The organism is Auritidibacter sp. NML130574, from assembly GCF_003185725.2.
Lineage (GTDB): Bacteria > Actinomycetota > Actinomycetes > Actinomycetales > Micrococcaceae > Auritidibacter > Auritidibacter ignavus.
The window spans coordinates 2,137,504-2,158,742 of record NZ_CP031746.1 but is presented as its reverse complement, the minus strand read 5'-3'; the positions used below and the strand labels follow the sequence as shown (position 1 = coordinate 2,158,742).

The following is a 21,239-nucleotide window of genomic DNA, read 5'->3' as shown; positions in this document are numbered from 1 at the left end:
CCTGTGGTTGTCCTTTCCCGTTCGCTGTATTTCTTGTCGTACGACTCTTTTCAGCTCGTCCTCAAGCCTCTCACCGGCTGACTCGGTTGCTTTGCACCACCACATCAGCCATCAGCTCTTTCCGATCCCGGTAACCCAGCTTGTGTAGCACCCGGGAGACATGCGATTTCACTGTCGATAACGAGATCACCAACTTCCGGGCGATCTCCTCATTGCCCAGCCGTCTGACCATCAACCCGAGCACTTCGGTTTCTCGTCGAGTCAGTGCGGCCGACTCACACACATCGGTGATGATCTCCGTGAACTGTGCCCCCGCCAGTGGCTCAGTCCACACCCGCTGGCCGGCCAATGTCGCCCGCACGGTATCCACGAGCGCCTGCGGCGACTGATACTTCACCAAATAACTATCGGCCCCACTAAGATAGGCCAGCCCGATCTCCTCGGCCGAAAAATAACTACTAAAAATCAGCACCTTCGTGCCCGGGCGACGTTCCTTGATCCGCTGCGACAGCCCCAACCCGGCCAGCTCCCCGTCTAAACGCATGGGTACAATCACCAAATCTGGGTTTTCCTGGCCGATCATCTTCAGCGCTTCCCGGCTCGAGCTGGCTTGAGCGACCACCTGCAGATCTGGCTCATCGGAGAAAATATGGATCAGCCCGAGTGCGACCACAGGGTGGTCTTCCACCACCATCAGCCGAGCCTGTCTCGATGCCGAATCCATACGATCCTCCGTCACCTCGGGTTCATACCACCTTCACGCAGAGATAAATCATCCTTTAAGGATGATGTATGATCTGTAATTTGTATCATATCCTGCCAACAACTGATGTCTTGATCACTCACCCCGCGGGGAAGGAAAACACCACCATGTCATTACTCGCTCGTGATCGCCACCGGATCATTTCCGAGGCCCGCGACCAGGGCCTACTGGATCCGGATACGGCACCGATCGCAGCGTTTATCGACTGGGACTCGGTGCGCACCGGCGTCGATGAGCTCTTACACGCTTTCCCCACCCATGTGCCGGTTTCTCACTGCTTCGCGGTCAAAGCCAACTCGATTCCCACCGTGGTCTCCGGCCTGGTACAGATGGGGCTGGCCACCGAAGTTGCCTCCGACGGTGAACTGGCCGTGGCACTGTCCACCGGCATCGATCCCGGCCGGATCGTGTTTGATTCCCCGGCCAAAACTCGTCGCGAACTAGCTTCCGCCCTCCAGCTGGGCGTGTCGATCAATATCGACAACTTCCAGGAGTTCGACCGCATCCGCGAGCTGAAAGACCAGATCGAGTCCACCTCCCAGCTGGGCTTCCGCGTTAATCCGCAAATCGGGGCCGGCAGTATCAAAGAGATGAGCACTGCCTCTGATTACTCCAAGTTCGGTGTCGCGCTGAAGACCGGCATCAACCGGCAGGAGCTCATCCAGGCCTATCTCGATCACCCGTGGCTGAACCAGTTGCACTGCCACGTGGGATCTCAGGGCATGTCTTTGGACTCGATGGTTACCGGCGCCAAGTTGCTGAGCGAACTGGCCACCGAGATCAATGAACGGGTCGGTCGCACCCAAGTTCACACCCTCGATATTGGCGGTGGGCTCCCGGTGAACTTCGGTTCCGATGAGCGCACCCCCACCTTCACCGATTACGCACATCTTCTGGCCGAACACGCACCGTTGCTGTTCAGCGGTGAGTTCACCGTCAAGACGGAATTTGGTCGCTCGATTCTGGCCAAGCACGGCTTCATCGCCTCCTTCGTGGAGTACACCAAGGACGCCGGCGATCGCCGGATCGCGATTTCCCACGCCGGAGCTCAGGTCGCTACCCGCACCATTTTCATGCCCGCCGCCTGGCCCTTACGCGTCGAAGTCCTCGACCCCACCGCGGCACCGCGTGATCCAGAGCGCACCCAGCAACACGATGTAGCCGGCCCCTGCTGTTTCTCCGGCGATGTGGTTGCCCACCGCATCCAACTCCCCCGCGTCGAACAGGGCGACATCCTGGTCTTTCCCGATACGGGAGCCTACTACCCCTCCAACCCGTTCAGCTATAACTCCCTGGCCCAACCCGGCGTCTACGGAGTCACCGGCCACGAGACGTTCACGGTCCTGCGGGCACCGCGCGAAGACCCCAGCCTGTTTTCCCCAGACTGGCCCTTGCGTTTGGATCAGGGCGGGACGAACCAACCGATGGCCCACAGCTGGCCGGCGGCACTGCTCTGAGAACTGAAGACCCCTCACACTATTCCGAATTGTCCACTCACCTCACACCATAGGAGAGAACTCATGAAAGCATTCACCTCGCTGAAAGTGGTGGCAGCCACGGCAGTGGCCGCCTTGGCGCTGACTGCCTGTGGCGACGAAGGCGGTAACGGTGGTGGCGGCGACGCCGAATATACCCAGGACATCACCTTCGCCACCGGCTCGTCGTCTGGCGTGTATTTCCCGCTGGGCAACGAGTACGCCAACGTCATCGGTCAGAACACCGATCTGAGCTTGGACGCCATCGAAACCGATGGGTCCGCCGACAACATTGGTCGTATTAACAACGGTTCTGCTCAGCTGGGCTTCTCCCAGAACAACACCGCCCAGGAAGCCATTTCCGGCACCGGCCAGTTCGAGGGCGCTGAAGGCGGGATCGAGAACGTGGCCTGGATCGGTCAGCTCTACCCCGAAGCCGCTCAGGTGATCACCCTGGAAGGCAACGGCATCGACACCATCTCGGACCTGGAGGGTAAGCGAGTCGGCATCGGTGCCCCCGGCTCCGGTACCCGCGCTGTGGCCCTAGAGATCCTGGAAGCCTACGGCCTGGAAGAGGGCGACTATGAGGCCTATGAAGAAGGTTTCACCGAGGGTCGTTCCCTGCTACAGGATGGCCACATTGACGCCTCCATCGAAATTCTGGGTGTTCCGGCGGCCAGTCTGCAAGAACTGGCTTCCACCAATGATGTGAAGCTGGTCTCCCTGGATCAAGAAGAAGCTGACGCCATCGCCGGCGACACACTGTTCGAGACCTACACCATCGAAGCCGGCACCTACGACTTCGTCGAAGACGATGTGCTCACCGTGACCGTCTACGCTGCGTTGCTGGGCTCCACCAGCCAGATCAGCGAGGACGATGCCTACGAGCTCACCAAGACTGTCTACGAAAACGCCGATGATATTTCCTTACCCCAGGCTGATCTGATCAACGCTGAAGACGGACTGCTGGGCGTGGGGGATATTCCGGTTCACCCCGGTGCTCAGAAGTACTTCGACGAGGTCGGCGCCTCCGCTAACGGCGGCGACGGTGGCGATGACGCTGACGAGGACGGAGCAGACGAAGAGTAAACCACCCATCGACCATTCACCACCGGGCCATCAACGACCAGCGTGTTTCTCGCAACCGGGCGATTGGCGTTGATGGTCCGGCGTGGCCGATACCGGTCCCCACCTCATCACTCATGCTCATGCAGTGCTCTCGAGCACTTGGTACATCGTCGACACCACTGACGATCAGGTTTCAGTCTGAAGGGATACGCCGTGGCGCAACAACCTGACCCCTCCTCCACCCAGGAGCAGCAACCCTCCGCTGTTCTCACCGCCGCAGAAGTCGAAGCTCTGCAACAAGGCCAGAGCGACTCCGCGGCCAACGCCGAGGCCGCCGAACAGGTCCTGCGCGAACACGACGTCGCCGCCCGCTACCGACTCAACAGCGAGATGGGCCTGTGGCGCATTCTGGTCTTTATCGTCGGCGCTTGTCTGACCATCTTCCAGCTCTATACCGCACTCGCTGGCTCCCGCCCCATCCTGATCCAAGGTGCCATCCACGTCGGATCGGCCATGGCGATGATTTACCTGCTGTATCCGATCCACAAAAAGCTTGGCATCAAGGCCAACACCCGGTCCTGGGCGTACTTCACCTCCCTGGGGGTGGATACGGTCCTGGCTCTGGGCTGTCTGGCCGTCTTCGGGTACCTGGTCTACCGCTACGACTACATCACCAGCGTCGACGTGCAACTATTCGGTTACTCCAACCTCGATACCTTCGTCGCCGCAGCCGGTATCATCCTGATCCTGGAAGCCACCCGTCGTTGCGTGGGTCTACCGATTGTCATCATCGCGATCTGTGCCCTGCTGTACTTCTGGCGCGGCGATCTCGTTCCAGTGTTCGACCACGCCGGCTCCTCGCTGGACAATGTGGTCGAACAGACCTTCTTCACCACCCGGTCGATCTTTGGCACCCCGATCCAGGTGTCTTCGACCTTCGTGTTCCTGTTCCTGCTCTTTGGTGTGCTACTGCTGAAGACCGATATCGGAGCCTATTTCAACTCGCTAGCCACCAAACTCACCGGCCGGTTTACCGGCGGTCCGGCCAAGGCCGCGGTGGTGGCCTCGGCCATGCAGGGTACTGTCACCGGTTCCTCGGTGGCCAACACCGTGGCCTCCGGTTCCTTCACGATCCCGCTGATGAAACGCATTGGCTTCAAACCCACCTTCGCTGCCGCGACCGAGGCCACCGCCTCCACCGGTGGTCAGATCATGCCCCCGATCATGGGTGCCGCGGTGTTCATCATGGCCGAATACACCGGGATCCCGTATCAGACCATCATCGTGATCGCCATTGTCCCGGCGGTACTGTATTTCTTGGGCGCAATGCTCTCGGTGCACTACGAAGCCAAGCGGTACAAGATCCGCGGTCTGGACTCCGATTATCTCCCGGCATGGAAACTGCTGGCCCGCAAGGTCGACATGTTGCTACCGTTGGCGGTAATCATCGGGCTGATGCTGGCCGGTCGCACCCCGGCCAATGCGGCCCTGTGGGGTCTGGCAGCCACCTTGATCATTTCGTTGTTGCGCGCCTCGACCCGGATGAACCTGAAAGAACTCGTGCTGTGTTTGGAAGACGGCGCGAAGGCAGCCCTGCCGGTGATCGCCGCCTGCGCTTCGGCAGGAATGGTTGCCGGCACCGTTAACGCCACCGGGCTAGGGGGTCAGATCTCCAATGGGATCCTCACCCTGGCCGGCGGGAGCTTCCTGTTGGTGCTGGTCTATACCGCGATCGCCTGCCTAGTGCTGGGCATGGGGTTACCTACCACCGCCAACTACGTGGTCACCGCCTCGGTGGCCGCCCCGATCCTGATCGAAACCTTCGACGTGCCCGTACTGGCCGCCCACCTATTCGTGTTCTACTTCGGACTACTGGCCGATATCACCCCACCGGTGTGTTTGGCCGCGTACGCGGCATCGGGGATTGCCGGCTCCAACCCGCTGGTCTCGGGCGTTACCGCCCTGCGCGTAGCCATCGCCGGGTTTATGGTGCCGTTCGTCTTCGCCTTCGAGCCCGCTTTGCTCTTCCAGGGCGACGACGGGATCCTGACCTTCCTGCGTACCCTGGTGTTCGTGATCATCGGGATGACCGCCCTGGCAGCAGCCACAGCCGGCTACTTCGTCGACCGGTCTCACTGGTGGGAATCGGTGGCCCTAATCGCCGGCGGTATTCTGCTGATCTTCCCCGAGGTGCTCAGCTCGCTGGGTGGGCTCGCCGTGATCGCGATCGTGGCTGGGCTACAGATCTGGCGCCGGAAGAACACCAAAAACACCGTCACCGCCTAAGCGCACCGGCAAATCCGGCTGTGAACATCATCACGGCGCACCGCAACACACCTGGCGCACGGCAGTTCTTCCGCCAGGTGGGTTGATTGACCCTACGATGGAATCATGCATCCACTGAGCACCTCGAATCAGGTCACCTCCTCTGTTGGACGTCACGGACTGCGTCACTATCGTGGCGTGATCTTCGATATGGATGGGGTGGTCACCAAAACCGTCCAGGTTCATGCCGAAGCGTGGAAGAAACTGTTTGACCAAGCCCTGCCGGCGGTCGGCCAGCTGGAGATGAACCGCGAGGTCGTCATCGCCGACCCCAACCGGTTGCGAGAATTCGATCGTGACTCCGACTACCTGCAGTTCGTCGACGGCATGCCCCGCGAAGATGGCGTGCGTAACTTTTTTGCCTCCCGCGATCTGTCCGTGCCCGAACGCGCCCACATCGGTGAGGACGCCGAAACTATCACGCCCGAAGCCGCTGCCGATTTCGAAGGCGAGCTCACCGTGCAAGGACTGGCCGAGCTCAAGCAGTCCTTTTTCGATCAGGTGCTGGCCTTAGACGGTGTGGAGGTCTTCGCCGACGCCACCGAGGTGCTCGACAAACTCCGCCACGAGCGCATTCCCACCGCGATCGTCTCCTCCTCACGCAACGCGCCCAATGTGCTCACCGCCGGTGGCGTGATCGACTACTTCGATGTCATCGTCGACGGCAACACCGCGTTAGCCGAAGATCTCGAGGGCAAACCCGCCCCGGCCATGTTCTTACGGGCAGCCGATGAGATGGGGCTGGAACCCGAAGATATGGTGGTGCTCGAAGACGCCGTCTCCGGGGTCACCGCTGCTACGGCCGGAGAATTCGGCCTGGTGATCGGGGTCGATCGGCTACAGGATCCCGGCCGACTGGCTGAAGCTGGCGCCCACATCGTCACCGACGATCTGACCTCGCTGAAACTCGACCGTCGCGTCACCCACGATATGGACTCCCGCTGGGTGCTGAACTTCACCGGCTACGAACCCGAGAATGAGGGCACCCGTGAGGCCCTGTGCACCCTGGCGAATGGGTATTGGGGCACTCGTGGCTCGGTGCCGGGCACCCTGGCCTCCGAGGTACACTACCCCGGCTCCTACGCCGCTGGAGTGTTCAACCGGCTCACCACCGACCTGCAGGGTCACGTGGTCGAAACCGAGCACATGGTCAACCTGCCCGACTGGACCTATGTGACCATTACCGACGACCAGGGCACTCTGCTCTCCCCGACGAACCCGTCGCTGAGCCTGGAAGACTACCACCAACATCTGGATCTGCGTCGCGGGCTGCTGAGTCGCACCATCCGTTACCGCACCGCCTCGGGGCGGATCACCGAGGTCACCACCCGCCAGTTCCAGTCCATGGCCGGGGAGAACCTGGCCGCTATGCAGATCAAGGTGACCCCGGAAAACTGGTCCGGTCGGGTCCAGGTCCGCTCCGGGATCAACGGCCGGGTGGCCAATCAGAACGTCACCGACGATCTACAGCTGGCCAACCGTCACTGGGAACCGGTGACAGCCGAGACCTTGGACCCCGAGACGGTACTACTGGAAACCGTCACCTCCCAATCTCAGGTGCATGTTGCCATCGCCACCCGCACCCGGCTCACCCCGGGCTCACCGGGATCCAGCGCGCACAACGCCGAGTACTCCCCGGAGCTCTCCCGCAATCTGATCACCGGCGCCGATGAGCTGACCATCGGCCACGAGATCGACTTGCAGGTCACCGCGGGCGAAAAACTCTCCCTAGAAAAGATCGCGGCAATGACCACCTCGCGTGATCACGCGATCTCCACCCCGGCGATCAACTCCAGCAAACGGATCAACCGGGTGAAAAGTTTCCGCGATCTGCTCAGCTACCACGAGAAGATGTGGGGCGTGCTGTGGTCGAAATTTGCCGTCGAGATCGACTTCGGTCGGCCCATCGACATTACCCGCACCGCCCCGGTGGACACCATGGCCTCCGACCGGCCGCTGTTGCGCCACCAGCTGGCGTTGAACGTCCACACCTTCCATGTGCTGCAGACCGTGTTCGGTAACCGTGAAGAACTCGATGCCTCGGTGCCGGCCCGTGGGCTACACGGTGAGGGCTATCGTGGGCACCTGTTCTGGGATGAGCTCTACATCCACCCGATGCTGATCCTGCGCCGGCCGGAATACACCCGTGGGCTGTTGCTCTACCGCTACCGCCGGCTGGGTGAAGCCCGCGCCATGGCCGCCGCCGAAGGCTACGACGGGGCAATGTACCCCTGGCAATCCGGCTCCGACGGCCGAGAAGAGACCCCCACCGAATTGTGGAACCCCCGTTCGCAGATGTGGATGCCGGATAATTCCCACCGGCAACGCCACGTCTCACTAGCGATCGCCTACTCGGTATTGCGCTACCTGGAGGCCACCCACGATGAGTCCTTCCTCTCCGACTACGGGGCCGAAATGCTGGTCGAGATCTGCCGGTTCTTCGTCTCGCTAACCAGCTATGATCCCGCCACCGACCGGTACTCGATCCACGGGGTGATGGGACCGGATGAGTACCACGACGGCTACCCCGATACCCCCGGATCCGGACTGAGCAATAACGCCTACACCAATATGTTGCTGGCGTGGGTGTTGCAATCCACCATCGAGTGGTTGCGCTATCTGGAAAAGCGCAACGACCCGGTCGGCAACTGGCTGGATCTGTTTGTGGAAGAAGTTGCCTCCTGGGAAGATGTCGCCTCGAAACTCACCGTGCCCTTCATGGAGGTCTCCGGCCGACACATTATCGCCCAGTTTGAGGGTTACCAGGACCTCTTGGAATTTGATTGGGAGGGCTACCGGGCCAAGTATGGCAATATCGGTCGGCTGGATCTGATTTTGCAGGCCGAAGGTGATACCACCAACCGGTATAAGCTCTCCAAACAGGCCGATACACTGATGCTGACCTACCTGTTCTCGGCCGAAGAGCTCTACGACATGCTCTCCCGCCTGGGCTACGTCTACACCGCCGAGGACCACGAGGCCACCGTGGACTACTATCTGCACCGCACCTCGCACGGCTCCTCACTCTCCCGGCTGGTGCACGGCTGGGTGGCGGCCCGGATCGATCGGTCGAACTCCTGGAAGCTGTTCACCGAGGGGATGGAAGTTGATCTCTCCGACACGCAGGGCGGTACCACCCGCGAGGGCGTGCACCTGGGCCTGATGGCCGGCAGTGTGGATATGGTGATCCGTGGCTACGCCGGGGTCGAGACCCGTGGCAACATGCTCCGGCTGAATCCGCAGCTGCCCGAGGAGCTACCCGGTGTGAAATTCTCGCTCCTGGTCCAGCGCCAGCCGCTGGTCGTCGAGCTCACCCACGAACGCGCCGAGCTAACACTCCTCGATGCGGCCTCGCACCCGCTGGATGTCATCGTTCAGGACCAGCAGCAGCAACTTGCGCCGGGTCAGACGTGGAGCGTTGAACTTGTCGATGCCTGACCCAGCGGGTGATCAACCCCTGGCGCGGGGCGAAGAAGTACACCACCGCAAACACCAGCCCCTGTAACAGCACCACCAGCCCACCTGGGGAGACATCGATCCAGTAGCTGGCATACAGTCCCGCCACCGAGGCGAGCGCTGATATCGTCGGGGCGATGATCAGCATCCGGGAAAACCGGTTGGTGAGCAGATAGGCCGTCGCCCCGGGGATGATCAACATCGCCACCACCAGGATCACCCCGACCACCTGCAGGGCGACCACCGCGGTCAGAGCTAATAGCCCCAGCAAGATGGCGCCCAACAACCGCGGGTTGAGTCCGATGGCATGCGCGTGTACCGCATCGAAGGCGTATAGCGTCAGATCCCGCCGTTTGAGCAACAGCACCGCCAGCGCGATCGCAGCCAGAATGATGATCTGCGTCAGATCAGCCGGGGAGACCCCGAGAATATTGCCGAAAATGATGTGGCCCAGGTCCGTGTGGGACGGGGTCACCGAGATGAGCACGAGTCCCAGGGCAAACAGTGTGGTGAACACGATCCCGATCGCGGCGTCTTCCTTGACTCGCGAGGTGCCGTTGACCACCCCGATCAGTACCACCGCCAGCACCCCGAAGACCAGGGCCCCTACGGCGAAAGGTGCGCCCAGAATGTAGGCGATCACCACACCCGGTAGCACCGCGTGGGAGACTGCGTCCCCCATCAGCGACCAGCCGATCAGTACCAGCCAGCAGGACAACAACGCACACACCACCGCGGCGGTCACCGTGGTGATCAGTGCCCTGACCATGAACTCGTACTGCAACGGTCCGAGCAACAGCTCCGAGAGGTATTCGAAAAGGTTCACCGATCCATCCCTCTAGTTGATCCCCTCGCGTTCATCCCCGTGAGTTGCTGTCCTGGAACCCGAATCCTGGAGCCCAAAGGCTAGGGCTAGTTTTTCGGGCGTGAGTGCTTCAGCCACCGGGCCGTGGAATAACACCCGACGCATTAACAGCACCGCGTCATCGGCCAACTCCGGTAGCGCGTGCAGATCGTGGCTGGAGACCAGCACGGTGCGCCCTTCGGCTGCTACCTGTCGCAACAGGGCCACCATGGTGGCTTCGCTGCGCTGATCCACTCCGGCGAAGGGTTCATCCAACAACATGATCTCGGCCCCCTGGGCGATGCCACGGGCCACGAAAGCGCGCTTCTTCTGCCCGCCGGAGAGTTGCCCAATTTGCCGGTCAGCCAGATCACTCAGGTGCACCTGTTCCAGGGCCGCATCCACCGCGGCGTGATCATCGGGTCCGGGGCGTCGGGTCAAACCCATGTGCCCGTATCGGCCCATCATCACCACCTCGCGCACGCTGATCGGAAACGCCCAATCCACCGCTTCGCTCTGGGGGACATAGGCCACCGTGCCGTGTTTACGCGCAACCTGCGGGGAATCGCCGCCGATCAGCACCCGCCCCGTGGTCGGCCGGATCAGCCCCATGATCGTTTTGAACAGCGTGGACTTACCCGAGCCATTCATACCCACCAGACCGGTCACCCCCCGGGCCCCCAAGACCAGGTTCACCCCGCTCAACGCGGTCACCTCCCCATAGTGCACGCTCACGTTGCGCACCTCGAACGCAGGCTGTGCTGTCCAGCCGGGCGAGTTACCTGAACCAGAGGAGGTGTCCGGTGTGGCATCAGGTGGGGTCATGCAGCGTCTTCGCCTTCCTCAGTCAGCGCGGCAGTGATGGTCTGCGCATCATGGCGGAGCAGATCCAGGTAGGTCGGCACTGGGCCGTCCTGTTCCGACAGTGAGTCAACATACAGCGTACCGCCGAACTCGGCGTCGGTGGCCGACACCACTTGTTGCATTGCTTGATCGTTGACCGTGGACTCGCAGAACACCGCCGGCACATCGTTGTCGGAGACAAACTCGATGGTGTCAGCAATCTGCTGCGGGGTCGCCTCTTCTTCGGCGTTCACCGGCCAAATGTAGTCCTCGGTCAATCCGGCATCGGCGGCCAAATAGGAGAACGCGCCCTCACAGGTCACCAGAGCCCGCTGCTGTTCGGGCACCTGGTCTAGTTCGGCGATCAGCTCGTCTTGAATATCCTGTAACTCTTCCTTATACGCTTCCGCATTGGCCTGATAGTCCTCGGCGTGATCGGGATCCAGTTCTCCAAACGCCTCGGCCATATTGTCCACGTACACCTGAGCCAGCTCCGGGCTCATCCAGGCGTGCGGATTCGGTAGTCCTTCCCCGGCGTCTTCGGTAATATTCAACGGCTCGATCCCCTCGGTGACCACCACGTGGTCGGCATCAGCATCGGCGACGAACTGCTCGAACCACACCTCGAGATTCAGTCCATTGTGCAGAATCAGATCTGCCTCACTGGCTTTCGTGACGTCGCCGGGAGTCGGCTCATAACCATGAATCTCGGCACCAGGCTTAGTGATCGATTCGACCTGTAGGTGTTCGCCGGCCACATTGTCGGCCATATCGGCCAGCACCGTGAACGTGGTCAGGACCACCGGCTGGTCTCCCTCAGCTTGGTCTCCCGGCGCGTCCAGATTGCAGCCGGTCAACGCGGTACTCGCTACGACTCCCGCGGCCAGCGCGGTGACCACCCGTGATCTCTGCATGCTTCTCCCTTAACCTGTGGGGATCTGTCGTGCTGTCATCTCAACACAACACCACACTCTGTTGTTGCGGCGCATCCCATCATATAGTTCGGTATGCCGTAGTTGCAACAACGCCACCTCGTGAAACATCTAGAACTCCTCGTGGGTGCGTGGGTCCTGTCCCGATATCCGGCCCCGGGCCAGGCCATCGATCTGGTCCATCTCTTCCGGGGCCAGCGTGAAGTCCAGGGCCAGATTGTCCCGCTGATGCTCCGGTGAAGACGAAGCCGGCAACGGAATCGCATCGTGTTGGATATGCCAGCGCAAAATCACCTGGGCCGGCTTAACCTCGTGTGCCCCAGCGATCTGGGCGATCACCGGCTCCTGCATGATCGCAGTCCCCCGCCCCAACGGCGACCAGGACTCAGTGACGATATGATGCTCAGCGTGGAAGGCCCGCTGGTCGGCCTGCGGAAAGTACGGGTGCATCTCGATCTGGTTGATCTCTGGCATCACCCCCGACTCGGCATGCAGCCGCAATAGGTGCTCGGGCAGAAAATTCGACACACCAATCGTGGTGATCAGCCCTTGGGAGCGCATTTCGATCATCGAGTGCCAGGTCTCCACATACCGGTCCAGTCGCGGTAGTGGCCAATGGATCAAGGCAATATCGATATGGTCGAGCCCGAGCCGTTCCAGGGACGTTTCGATCGACTGCCGGGCGGTGTCATAACCGTGACATCGCCCCGGGATTTTGGTGGTGATCACCAGATTCTGCCGGGCCACCCCGCTGGCGCGCACAGCGGCTCCAACATCGCGCTCATTGTCGTAGCGTAGCGCGGTATCGATCAGCCGATAGCCGTGTGCAATCGCCTGTTCGGTGGCAGCCTGATAGTGCCGAGACTGCACCAGCGTGCCAAATCCGATCCCGGGGATCGATCCGCCATCGGTGAGTCGGTGCCAGGGAATGGTCGTGTGCTGTGGTGCGTGATCGGGTGGTGTGGGATCATTGTCAACCATGTCTTGAGCCTACCGGGGCGGTCAACCGCCACGCGGTGTCCCGACGTTCTCACCACAGTACCCCCACCCCGCCGGAACGCCTTAGGGTAGAGATGATGAACCCGTTGCGCATCCTCGATCGGTTCTCCACGAACCACCCGATGGCCTACGATGCCATCGACGCCGGCCTCATCTGGCTGGTGCTGGTATTTCCCAGCAACGTCCTGCCGGTTTCGGACCCGTCCTCCTGGCAGCTGTGGTACTGGCCGCCCGCCCTCCCGCTGGAGGGCATCGGGGTCTACACGTTGATTTTGGCCACCCTGCACATGGCCACCTGGGTGATCCGTCGACGCGCTCCGGTCTTCGCCGCCGGGGTCGTGGTCGTGCTGGGACTGATTCAACTGGCTCTGGGCCCGATGCTGATCCCCTCGATGGTGATCATCCCAATGATGGTCTATAATCTGGCCAAAAACGCCCCACGCTGGGCCTCGTTGGCCGGCCTGATCACTGGCGTGCTCGCCGCGATCGCCTACGGGTTGCGGGTGATCTACTCCCCCGAACACTACGTGCTCACCGCCGATCATCCCGCACTACAGACCCCGCTGACCGCGGAGGAACGAGCCATCCAGCTCGACTTTACCTCCACCACCGGCGACTACTACCTCTACCCGGCCCCCGGGACCGAGACCTTCGAGAGCCGAGTGGTCGCCGGGATCATGCTGACCGTGATCTGTGCCTTGCTGGTGCTGGCTCCCTGGGCTTTCGGTGACCTGGTCCGCACCCGCAAACTTGCTGTTTCTCGCCTACAGGATCGTGCCCGACAGCTGGAGGTCGAAGCCACCCAGGAACGGGCGCTGGCTGCCGCCGATGAACGCAACCGGATCGCCCGTGAGATGCACGACATTATCGCCCACTCCCTGCAGGTGATCATCTCCCAAGCCGATGGCGGCCGGTATGCCGGCACCACCAATCCCCAACTGGCCCTCGACACGCTCGACACCGTGGCCGATACTGGTCGAGATGCACTGCATCAGATGCGCGGGCTACTGGGAGTCCTGCGCGATACCGAGACCACCGACTACGCTCCCCAGCCCGGCCTGGCCGACCTTGACGATCTGATCGCCACGGTGCAGCTGACCGGGCTACACGTCACGCTGACCAGTTCTGGCACCCCGGCCCGCTCGCTGCCGGCCGGTGCCGAACTAGTCATCTACCGCACCGTGCAAGAGGCGCTGACCAATACCGGCAAACACGCCGGCGAGGATGCTCGCGCTTCGGTCGTGGTGCGCTGGCGGCCGACCGGGGTCGCGGTCACCATCGATGACACCGGCGGAACGGGCGAGTCCAGCCAGACGGGCGAGACCTGCCAGACGGGCGAGACCTGCCAAACCCCCACCACCGGCCACGGGCTGATCGGGATGCGCGAACGGCTCAATTTGTACTCGGGGATCCTCTCTGCCGGGCCTCGCCACGACGGTAGTGGGTTCCGCGTGCACGCAGAGATACCCTATGAGCAAAACTAGCCTCGCCCCCGGGAGAGCAACCCGCCAACCTCACCGCCACCGCACACACCCACCACGCCAGAAAGCCACCGCATGACCACTCCCCCAGCACCCATCAGCATCGGCGTTATCGACGACCAACACCTGGTCCGCTCCGGGCTGAGCATGCTGATCAACTCCCAGCCCGATCTCACTGTCACCGCCGAAGCCGCCACCGGCACTGAGGCCCTGACCTCCGAGGCCATCGCCGGCTGCGATGTGCTGTTGATGGACATCCGCATGCCCGGACTCAACGGGATCGAAGCCACCCGCCGGCTGTTAGCCGAACACCCGACGATCCGCGTGGTGGTGCTGACCACCTTCGATCTGGACGAATACGCACTGGAGGCCATCGACGCCGGGGCCTCTGGATTCTTGCTCAAAGATGCCCCGCCCGACCAACTCCTGTCCGGCATCCGCTCGGTGCACCACGGCGACGCGGTGATCGCACCCTCCACCACCCGCCGGTTGCTCGACCATCTGGCCACCGAACTGCGCACGCCCTCCCCGGCCACCCCGCACTGTCACGAGGAACTCGATCAGGCGATAGCGACCTTGACCAACCGCGAGCGCGACGTGCTGATCCAAATGGCCGAAGGGCTGTCCAATCAGGAGATCGCCGAGGTGCTGTTCGTGTCTGAAACCACCGTGAAAACCCATGTGTCCAAGATCTTGCAAAAACTGCACGCCCGCGACCGCGTGCAGGCCGTGGTCGCGGCCTACCGGGCCGGTATCGTGCCACAGCACTAAGACAGCCACCAGATAGCCGTGGCAGAATAACGGTATGTCCTCACGCCGTTCTGCTCGCCGTGCTCAACAACCGGCTGAGCACCCCAGCCCGCCGTCTTACCCCTCCCGCGCCGAGGACGTGGCCGCCGAAGAGCTCCCGAGAACCCACCGAATTTCTCCCAAAACCCTGGGCTTAGTGCTGATGGCTCTGATCGGGATCATCATGCTTATCACCACCGGCGTGTTATGGCTGGTCACCGGTCACCTCTCCCCGTTGATCCTCACTCTGGGGGTGCTACTGATCGTTGTTCCGGCCGGGTATGGCCTCTGGCGAGCAATCGCCACGCGCCAAAACTCCCGCTAACGCGACACGATCCGACTGATCGACAGGATCCAGCGGAGACGGCACCGTCCGCACGCGCCCTGCTACCGTGTGTTGCAGTGCCGTGCTGAAGTGCCTATCTAGCCGTGCAACCTGGGGGCAACGTTTCAGCATTCTCGTGTGATTAGACTCACAGCCACGAGACGTCGCTCGTTCGACGTCACCGCGAATCAGAACAGGAGCTGTGAGAAATCATGACACCCCCAACACCCCTTGCATCCACCATGAAGGCCGCCGTCGTCACGCAGTTCGGCGATGACCTGACGGTCAAAGACGCCGGCGTACCCACCCCCACCGGCCACCAAGCACTGGTCAAGCTGATCTCCTCCGGGGTCTGCCACACCGACTTACACGCCGCCGAAGGCGACTGGCCAGTCAAACCCTCCCCACCGTTTATCCCCGGTCACGAAGGGGTGGGCGTGGTCGAAGCTCTCGGAGACCAGGTCACCAATGTCTCGATCGGCGATCTGGTCGGCAACGCCTGGCTGTATAGCGCGTGCGGGCACTGCGAGCACTGCCGCACCGGCTGGGAGACCCTGTGTGAAGAGCAAGACAACGGTGGCTACACCGTCGATGGCTCATTCGGCGAATACATGCTGGTCGATACGCGCTATGCGGCGATGATCCCCGCCGGTGCTGACCCCTATGAAGTCGCCCCGGTGCTGTGCGCCGGAGTCACCGTGTATAAGGGGCTCAAACGGAGCGAAGTCCAACCCGGTCAATGGGTCGTGATCTCCGGGATCGGCGGGCTGGGCCATATTGCCGTGCAGTACGCGGTGGCCATGGGCATGCGCGTGGCCGCGGTGGATATTGCCGATGACAAACTCGCCCTGGCTCGTCAACACGGCGCCGAATTGACCGTCAACGCCAACGTGGCCGACCCATCGATCGAGATTCAGCAGACCATCGGTGGCGCTCACGGCGTGCTGGTCACTGCGGTGCACCCCGACGCGTTCGGCCAAGCGATCAATATGGCCCGTCGCGGGGGCACGATCGTCTTCCACGGACTTCCCCCGGGTGAGTTCCCGGCCCCGATCTTCGATATTGTCCTGAAAGGGTTGACCATCCGTGGCTCGGTGGTCGGCACCCGTCAGGACATGGTGGAGGCCCTGGAGTTCTATGCCGCCGGCAAGATCCATCCCACCTTCCACCGCCGGCCGTTAGCTGAGATCAATGAGATCTTTGACGAGATGCGCCACGGTAAGATCGACGGTCGCGTGGTGATCGAGTACTGACCCCACCACCCCACCCCGGCTCGTGTTGGCCTCCTCCTGCAGGAGGAGGCCCGGTGCGATCGGGGTCGGCAGAATCGTTCTAGGCGCCGATGTGCCTGCCAGCCCGACCGAGCAGGATAGAAGCATGACACAACATCATGCACCCACTCATCAATATCCTGCCGTGGCGGCCAAGAACCTCTCCAAGGTCTATGGCTCCGAGAACACGCAGGTCACCGCTCTCCACAACGTTTCCGTTTCCTTCGCCCCCGGAGAGTTCACCGCGATCATGGGGCCTTCCGGATCGGGAAAATCGACCCTGATGCACGCTCTGGCCGGACTTGATACCGTCGACTCCGGCCAAATTGCCTTAGGCGGCGAAATCATCACCGGTCTGAACGATAAACAACTCACTATCCTGCGCCGGTCCAAGGTCGGGTTCATTTTCCAGGCCTTCAACCTGGTCCCGACCCTGAGCGCCGAACAAAATATTCTGCTCCCGCTCGATCTGGCCGGCACCACACCAGATCGCGCCTGGTTCCGCCAGATCGTCGAGGTACTGGGCCTGACCGAGCGGCTGAATCATAAACCCCACCAGCTCTCCGGTGGCCAGCAACAACGCGTCGCCGTCGCCCGCGCGCTACTGACCCGCCCGGATGTGATCTTCGCCGATGAGCCCACCGGCGCATTGGATACCGCCACCGGAACCGAGGTGTTGACCTTCCTGCAGAACTCGGCCCGACAGTTAGGCCAGACCATCATCATGGTCACCCACGACCCCACCGCGGCCAGCTACGCCGACCGGGTTATTCTGCTCACCGACGGGGCGGTCACCGGTGAGATCCACCGGCCCACCACCGAATCAGTGCTGCAGGCCATGTCCGAGATGGGGGAGGTCTAAACGATGGCACCGACCCTGAAAATTGCCCTCTCCCAGATCCGCCACAGCCCTCGCCGGTACGTATCGGTGCTGATCGCGATCGTGATCGGCACCATGTTTCTCGCCGGAGCGCTCCTGGTCGGATCCACCTCAACCGCGACCCTGAAAGCCACCCTCGGAGAGACCTATTCGACCTCCGATGTGGTGTTGTCCCCGGACCCGTATTCCGATGCGGCCTTATTGCTGGCCGATCCAGACACCCAGCGAGAGCTGGAAGAGCTCGATACCGTCGCCGAGGCCTACTCGCCGAGCACCACCTATGTTCCCCTCGGAACCGACACTGAGCCCAACGCGGCGCCCTTGCTGTTACAACCGGCCCCGCGGGATCACTCGTTAGTGGCTACCGAACCGACTCGGGGCGAGCTGCCGGCCCACGACGGCAGCGGCGAGATTGCCCTGAACGCTGAGGCGGCCGAAAAGCTCGGTCTCGATATTGGCGACACCTTCGAGCTCGAGGGCCCCAACGGCCCGGTCACCGCCACCCTGACCGGTACCTTGCCGAGCACCACCAACCCGATGATGGTCTACGGCTACCAGGCGATCGGCTCCACGGACCTGGTCGAAGCCTTCAACGCCGTACCCAGCCAGGACCCCGAGACCGGCGACGGATCCGGTCAACCAGCTACTGACGAATCCGCCGAGCAGGCCGACACCGTCTTCACCGACTACACGCTGATCCGGCTCGCCGACGGTGCCTCCACGGACCAGGCCCTGGCCGAGCTGACGTCGTGGGCCGAGCGTCAAACCGCTGACGACCGCATCACCACCACGATCCAGGTCGACACCCCAGAGCACACCATCGCTGCTGAACTCGAGGAAACCCCCGGGGCCGCCGAATTAGTCGGCGTGCTCTTGGCCTTTGCGGTGGTCGCCCTGTTTGTCACGATGCTGGTGATCGCCAATACCTTCCAGGTGCTGGTCGCCCAGCGCTCCCAACAACTGGCCCTGCAACGGGTCTTGGGCGCCACCCGCGGCCAAGTCCGCTCCTCGGTATTGCTGGAATCCTTCGCGATCGGCCTGATCGGCTCGGTGATCGGCCTCGGGCTCGCGGTAGGCTTGATGGCCTTGCTGGTCTTGTTGGGATCTCAGCTACTCAACATGCCGCAACTGACCTTCGGAGCAGAGCTGAACCTGCTCTGGGTGCTGGTGGCCGGTGTGGTGATCACTGTGGTCGCCGCCTTCTCCCCGGCCCTGCGCGCCACCCGGGTCTCCCCGCTGGCCGCGCTGCGTCCGATGGAGCCGACCGGAGTGCAGCAGAAGACCGGCATCATCCGGTTGATCATTGGTGCGGTACTGTTCGTGGGCGGCTCGGCGCTGATGGTCGGCACCGCCCTGGTCGGCCAGTTACTGCTGGCGATCCTGGGTGGGGTCATCTCCTTCATCGGCATATTGTTGCTGGCGGTGCTGTTCGTTCCGGGCGCGGTCTACGGTGTGGGCGCGCTCCTGCGTGGTCTGGGCGGGGTCCCGGGCCGAATGGCCCAGCTGAATGCGGTGCGCAACCGGTCCCGCACCGCCTCGACCGCCACCGCACTGCTGGTGGGCACCACGCTGGTCACGCTGATGCTCACCGGTGGACGCATCGCTCAGGCGCAAGCCGACAAGCTACTGACCTCGAATTTCCCGGTCGATGCCGTCATCACGGAGCTGGCCGATCCCGCCACCACCGCCGAAGATATCGAGCAATTCGAGCACGTGCAGAACACTGCCGTGATCGAGACTGTCGGCACCTACGAGGACTCCAGTGGAACGCTACAACAGGTCCAGTCCGCCCAGCCCGACGCGCTGACCGCGGTCGGCATTCCGGATCAAGACGTCGAGATGCTCGAGGAAAAGCACACGGTGTTGTTGCCGTCATGGATCGAGCAACAGGGGCAAGACCTGGGGCACGATCCGACCCCGCAGACCCTGGAGGTCACCGGCGCCGACGGCACCACGCTGACGCTGACGGTGCAGCGAACCGAGACGTCATTGCAGAACCCGCTGGTCTCGCCCGCCACCGCCGAGGCGTTGGGTGGCCCCATGCCGGCCGAGAGCCTGCCAGACTCCCCGGACTCTGCCGCCCCGGTCTCGCCTGGCGGTCAGGTCTGGTTCAGTGTCGACGACGGTCTGAGCATGAACGAACTCACCGAACTGTTCACCTCGATCAATACCCAGCTGGACGAGACCGCCAACGTCACTGCGCCCGCGGCCGAGAAGGCCCTCTACCAGATGGTGATCGACATGCTCTTGCTGATCGTGGTCGCCTTGCTGGCCATCTCGGTGATCATCGCGCTGGTCGGCGTCGCCAATACGCTCTCGCTGTCCACCATGGAACGCACCCGAGAGAACTCGCTGATGCGCGCGTTGGGGCTGACCCGTGGGGGGCTCCGCTCGATGCTGGCCTGGGAGGCGATGTTGATCGCAGCGGTAGGCGCCGTGCTCGGCTGTGTGCTCGGAGTGTTCTACGGCTGGGCCGGGGCCCAAGCGCTCTTCCAGCCGCTACTAGCCGATGACACGCTGAGCCAGTCCTCTTCCGAGGTGGTGGGACTCACCGTCCCGTGGGTGGAGATGCTGATCATCCTGGCAGTAGCGGCCCTGGCCGGCCTGCTGGCCTCCATCGCCCCGGCCCGCCGGGCGGTGAAGACCCCGCCGGTCCAGGGGCTGGCCATGGAGTAACCGCAAGCGCTAGCACTGGGTCCGTGGCCGGTGGTGTCCAGCTCTCATCGCCACATCGGGTGACGAGATGGCACCACCTGCCCGGGCCCAGCCACCGGTTTAACCGGCGCATGTAACTTATCGGCCAACAGTGTCGTTTTAGGTGAGCTACTTTCCAATCCTCTGTGACCCGGGTTACTCTAAAGGGGTGATCAGGGGAGAAGCATTCTCCCACCGCCCACTGCATACCACTATCGACTGGAGGGTCCCGGACCGTGACTACCGAAACCACCGCATCATCGCAACAGCACGCTGAGGCCAAACCACAAGACTTCGCCGGCAAGACCGCCGTGGTCACCGGCGCTTCTCGCGGGATCGGCCTGGGCATTGCTGAAGAGCTGATCGCTCGCGGGGCGAATGTTGTGATTACCGCCCGGAAGGAAGGCCCCCTGCAGGAAGCCGCCGAGCACCTCAACGAACTGGCCGGCAAGGCCGGTTCCTCCGGTCGCGCGATCGGGATCGCCGGAAAGTCGCACGATCCCGAGCACCGTCCCGAGGTTCTCGCTCAGGTCAAGGACAATTTCGGTCGCCTGGATGTGCTGGTCAACAACGCCGGGATCAACCCGGTCTACGGCCCGCTGGCCGAGATCGAGCTGGAAGCCGTCCAAAAGATTTTGGAAGTCAACGTGATCTCCACCTTGGCCTGGGTTCAGGAAGTCATCGCCGATGACGAGCTGGGCTTCAAAGACCACGGTTCGATCGTGAACCTAACCTCTGTCTCCTCGATTATCCCCTCAGCCGGTATTGGCCTGTACGGCGTGTCCAAATCAGCCGTTTCCCACCTGACCCGCACCTTAGCTGTCGAGCTCGGCCCGAACATCCGCGTCAACGCCGTCGCACCCGCGGTGGTCAAGACCAATTTCGCCAAGGCCCTGTACGAGGGCCGGGAAGAGACCGTGGCAGCTGAGTACCCGGCCAAGCGGCTGGGCACCCCCGAAGACATTGCCACTGCGGTGGCCTTCCTCGCCTCCGATGCCGCCTCGTGGATCACCGGTGAAATCTTGGTGGTCGATGGTGGCATCACCGTGGCCGGCGGTTCTGCCTAAGCAAGCCTGCCACAGCGCACGGTGCGG

At 62.4% G+C, this 21,239-nt stretch carries 16 protein-coding genes; 11 read left to right on the top strand and 5 right to left on the bottom strand.

What is annotated here, in order from left to right:
- Positions 1–70: 70 nt before the first annotated feature.
- Positions 71–724 carry a response regulator transcription factor gene (locus DCC27_RS09865; RefSeq protein WP_110100865.1) on the bottom strand — a complete coding sequence of 218 codons (654 nt, stop codon included), beginning with the start codon at positions 722–724 and terminating at the stop codon, positions 71–73.
- A gap of 146 nt (positions 725–870) precedes the next feature.
- On the opposite strand from DCC27_RS09865, the gene DCC27_RS09860 reads away from it, so the two are divergent.
- The 4 genes from DCC27_RS09860 (at position 871) to DCC27_RS09845 (ending at position 9,069) form a co-directional block, all read left to right on the top strand.
- Positions 871–2,220 carry a diaminopimelate decarboxylase gene (locus DCC27_RS09860; protein WP_168186112.1) on the top strand — a complete coding sequence of 450 codons (1,350 nt, stop codon included), beginning with the start codon at positions 871–873 and terminating at the stop codon, positions 2,218–2,220.
- Positions 2,221–2,283: 63 nt separating this feature from the next.
- Positions 2,284–3,327: a TAXI family TRAP transporter solute-binding subunit gene (locus tag DCC27_RS09855; RefSeq protein WP_110100867.1), complete on the top strand. Its 1,044-nt coding sequence runs from the start codon at positions 2,284–2,286 to the stop codon at positions 3,325–3,327.
- 192 nt (positions 3,328–3,519) lie between these two features.
- Positions 3,520–5,592 carry a TRAP transporter permease gene (locus DCC27_RS09850; RefSeq protein ID WP_246840088.1) on the top strand — a complete coding sequence of 691 codons (2,073 nt, stop codon included), beginning with the start codon at positions 3,520–3,522 and terminating at the stop codon, positions 5,590–5,592.
- Between the two features lie 105 nt (positions 5,593–5,697).
- A complete protein-coding gene (locus DCC27_RS09845) occupies positions 5,698–9,069 on the top strand; it encodes an HAD-IA family hydrolase (protein WP_110110897.1) in 3,372 nt (1,123 codons plus the stop codon).
- Here the strand turns inward: DCC27_RS09845 and DCC27_RS09840 are convergent.
- The 4 genes from DCC27_RS09840 to DCC27_RS09825 all read right to left on the bottom strand — a co-directional run bounded on the left by DCC27_RS09840 (position 8,999) and on the right by DCC27_RS09825 (position 12,687).
- Entirely contained in the window at positions 8,999–9,856 is an 858-nt protein-coding gene (locus DCC27_RS09840; RefSeq protein ID WP_208392267.1) for a metal ABC transporter permease, read from the bottom strand. The genes DCC27_RS09845 and DCC27_RS09840 overlap by 71 nt on opposite strands.
- Positions 9,857–9,925: 69 nt before the next feature.
- A complete protein-coding gene (locus DCC27_RS09835) occupies positions 9,926–10,756 on the bottom strand; it encodes a metal ABC transporter ATP-binding protein (protein ID WP_110110898.1) in 831 nt (276 codons plus the stop codon).
- The gene (locus DCC27_RS09830) at positions 10,753–11,688 is read right to left on the bottom strand and encodes a metal ABC transporter substrate-binding protein (protein ID WP_110098848.1); all 936 of its coding nucleotides are present in this window, start codon (positions 11,686–11,688) and stop codon (positions 10,753–10,755) included. Before DCC27_RS09830 ends, DCC27_RS09835 begins: the two co-directional genes overlap by 4 nt.
- A 129-nt stretch (positions 11,689–11,817) precedes the next feature.
- Positions 11,818–12,687, bottom strand: coding sequence for an aldo/keto reductase (locus DCC27_RS09825; protein WP_110110899.1), 870 nt, complete (start codon positions 12,685–12,687; stop codon positions 11,818–11,820).
- A 92-nt stretch (positions 12,688–12,779) separates the two neighbouring features.
- Between DCC27_RS09825 and DCC27_RS09820 the strand changes: the two genes are divergently transcribed.
- The 7 genes from DCC27_RS09820 to DCC27_RS09790 all read left to right on the top strand — a co-directional run bounded on the left by DCC27_RS09820 (position 12,780) and on the right by DCC27_RS09790 (position 21,212).
- Positions 12,780–14,189 carry a sensor histidine kinase gene (locus DCC27_RS09820; protein ID WP_110110900.1) on the top strand — a complete coding sequence of 470 codons (1,410 nt, stop codon included), beginning with the start codon at positions 12,780–12,782 and terminating at the stop codon, positions 14,187–14,189.
- 72 nt (positions 14,190–14,261) lie between these two features.
- Positions 14,262–14,957, top strand: a complete 696-nt coding sequence (locus DCC27_RS09815) for a response regulator transcription factor (RefSeq protein WP_166769928.1) — start codon at positions 14,262–14,264, stop codon at positions 14,955–14,957.
- A gap of 34 nt (positions 14,958–14,991) precedes the next feature.
- Complete coding sequence (locus DCC27_RS09810) at positions 14,992–15,300, top strand: hypothetical protein (RefSeq protein WP_110110901.1); 309 nt, start codon at positions 14,992–14,994, stop codon at positions 15,298–15,300.
- Positions 15,301–15,512: 212 nt separating this feature from the next.
- Entirely contained in the window at positions 15,513–16,553 is a 1,041-nt protein-coding gene (gene adhP / locus DCC27_RS09805) for an alcohol dehydrogenase AdhP (RefSeq protein ID WP_110110902.1), read from the top strand.
- 124 nt (positions 16,554–16,677) lie between these two features.
- Positions 16,678–17,433 carry an ABC transporter ATP-binding protein gene (locus tag DCC27_RS09800; RefSeq protein WP_110110903.1) on the top strand — a complete coding sequence of 252 codons (756 nt, stop codon included), beginning with the start codon at positions 16,678–16,680 and terminating at the stop codon, positions 17,431–17,433.
- Between the two features lie 3 nt (positions 17,434–17,436).
- Positions 17,437–20,127 carry an ABC transporter permease gene (locus tag DCC27_RS09795; RefSeq protein WP_110110904.1) on the top strand — a complete coding sequence of 897 codons (2,691 nt, stop codon included), beginning with the start codon at positions 17,437–17,439 and terminating at the stop codon, positions 20,125–20,127.
- Between the two features lie 254 nt (positions 20,128–20,381).
- A complete protein-coding gene (locus DCC27_RS09790) occupies positions 20,382–21,212 on the top strand; it encodes an SDR family oxidoreductase (protein WP_110110905.1) in 831 nt (276 codons plus the stop codon).
- Positions 21,213–21,239 lie beyond the last annotated feature (27 nt).

Bases quoted from the DNA above. Each gene is read 5' to 3' on its own strand.
- DCC27_RS09800 (WP_110110903.1), top strand. From the start codon at position 16,678: ATGACACAACATCATGCACCCACTCATCAATATCCTGCCGTGGCGGCC.
- DCC27_RS09810 (WP_110110901.1), top strand. From the start codon at position 14,992: ATGTCCTCACGCCGTTCTGCTCGCCGTGCTCAACAACCGGCTGAGCAC.
- DCC27_RS09855 (WP_110100867.1), top strand. From the start codon at position 2,284: ATGAAAGCATTCACCTCGCTGAAAGTGGTGGCAGCCACGGCAGTGGCC.
- DCC27_RS09840 (WP_208392267.1), bottom strand. From the start codon at position 9,856: ATGGTCAGGGCACTGATCACCACGGTGACCGCCGCGGTGGTGTGTGCG.
- adhP (WP_110110902.1), top strand. From the start codon at position 15,513: ATGACACCCCCAACACCCCTTGCATCCACCATGAAGGCCGCCGTCGTC.
- DCC27_RS09835 (WP_110110898.1), bottom strand. From the start codon at position 10,756: ATGACCCCACCTGATGCCACACCGGACACCTCCTCTGGTTCAGGTAAC.
- DCC27_RS09845 (WP_110110897.1), top strand. From the start codon at position 5,698: ATGCATCCACTGAGCACCTCGAATCAGGTCACCTCCTCTGTTGGACGT.
- DCC27_RS09825 (WP_110110899.1), bottom strand. From the start codon at position 12,687: ATGGTTGACAATGATCCCACACCACCCGATCACGCACCACAGCACACG.
- DCC27_RS09860 (WP_168186112.1), top strand. From the start codon at position 871: ATGTCATTACTCGCTCGTGATCGCCACCGGATCATTTCCGAGGCCCGC.
- DCC27_RS09795 (WP_110110904.1), top strand. From the start codon at position 17,437: ATGGCACCGACCCTGAAAATTGCCCTCTCCCAGATCCGCCACAGCCCT.
- DCC27_RS09820 (WP_110110900.1), top strand. From the start codon at position 12,780: ATGATGAACCCGTTGCGCATCCTCGATCGGTTCTCCACGAACCACCCG.
- DCC27_RS09815 (WP_166769928.1), top strand. From the start codon at position 14,262: ATGACCACTCCCCCAGCACCCATCAGCATCGGCGTTATCGACGACCAA.
- DCC27_RS09865 (WP_110100865.1), bottom strand. From the start codon at position 724: ATGGATTCGGCATCGAGACAGGCTCGGCTGATGGTGGTGGAAGACCAC.
- DCC27_RS09830 (WP_110098848.1), bottom strand. From the start codon at position 11,688: ATGCAGAGATCACGGGTGGTCACCGCGCTGGCCGCGGGAGTCGTAGCG.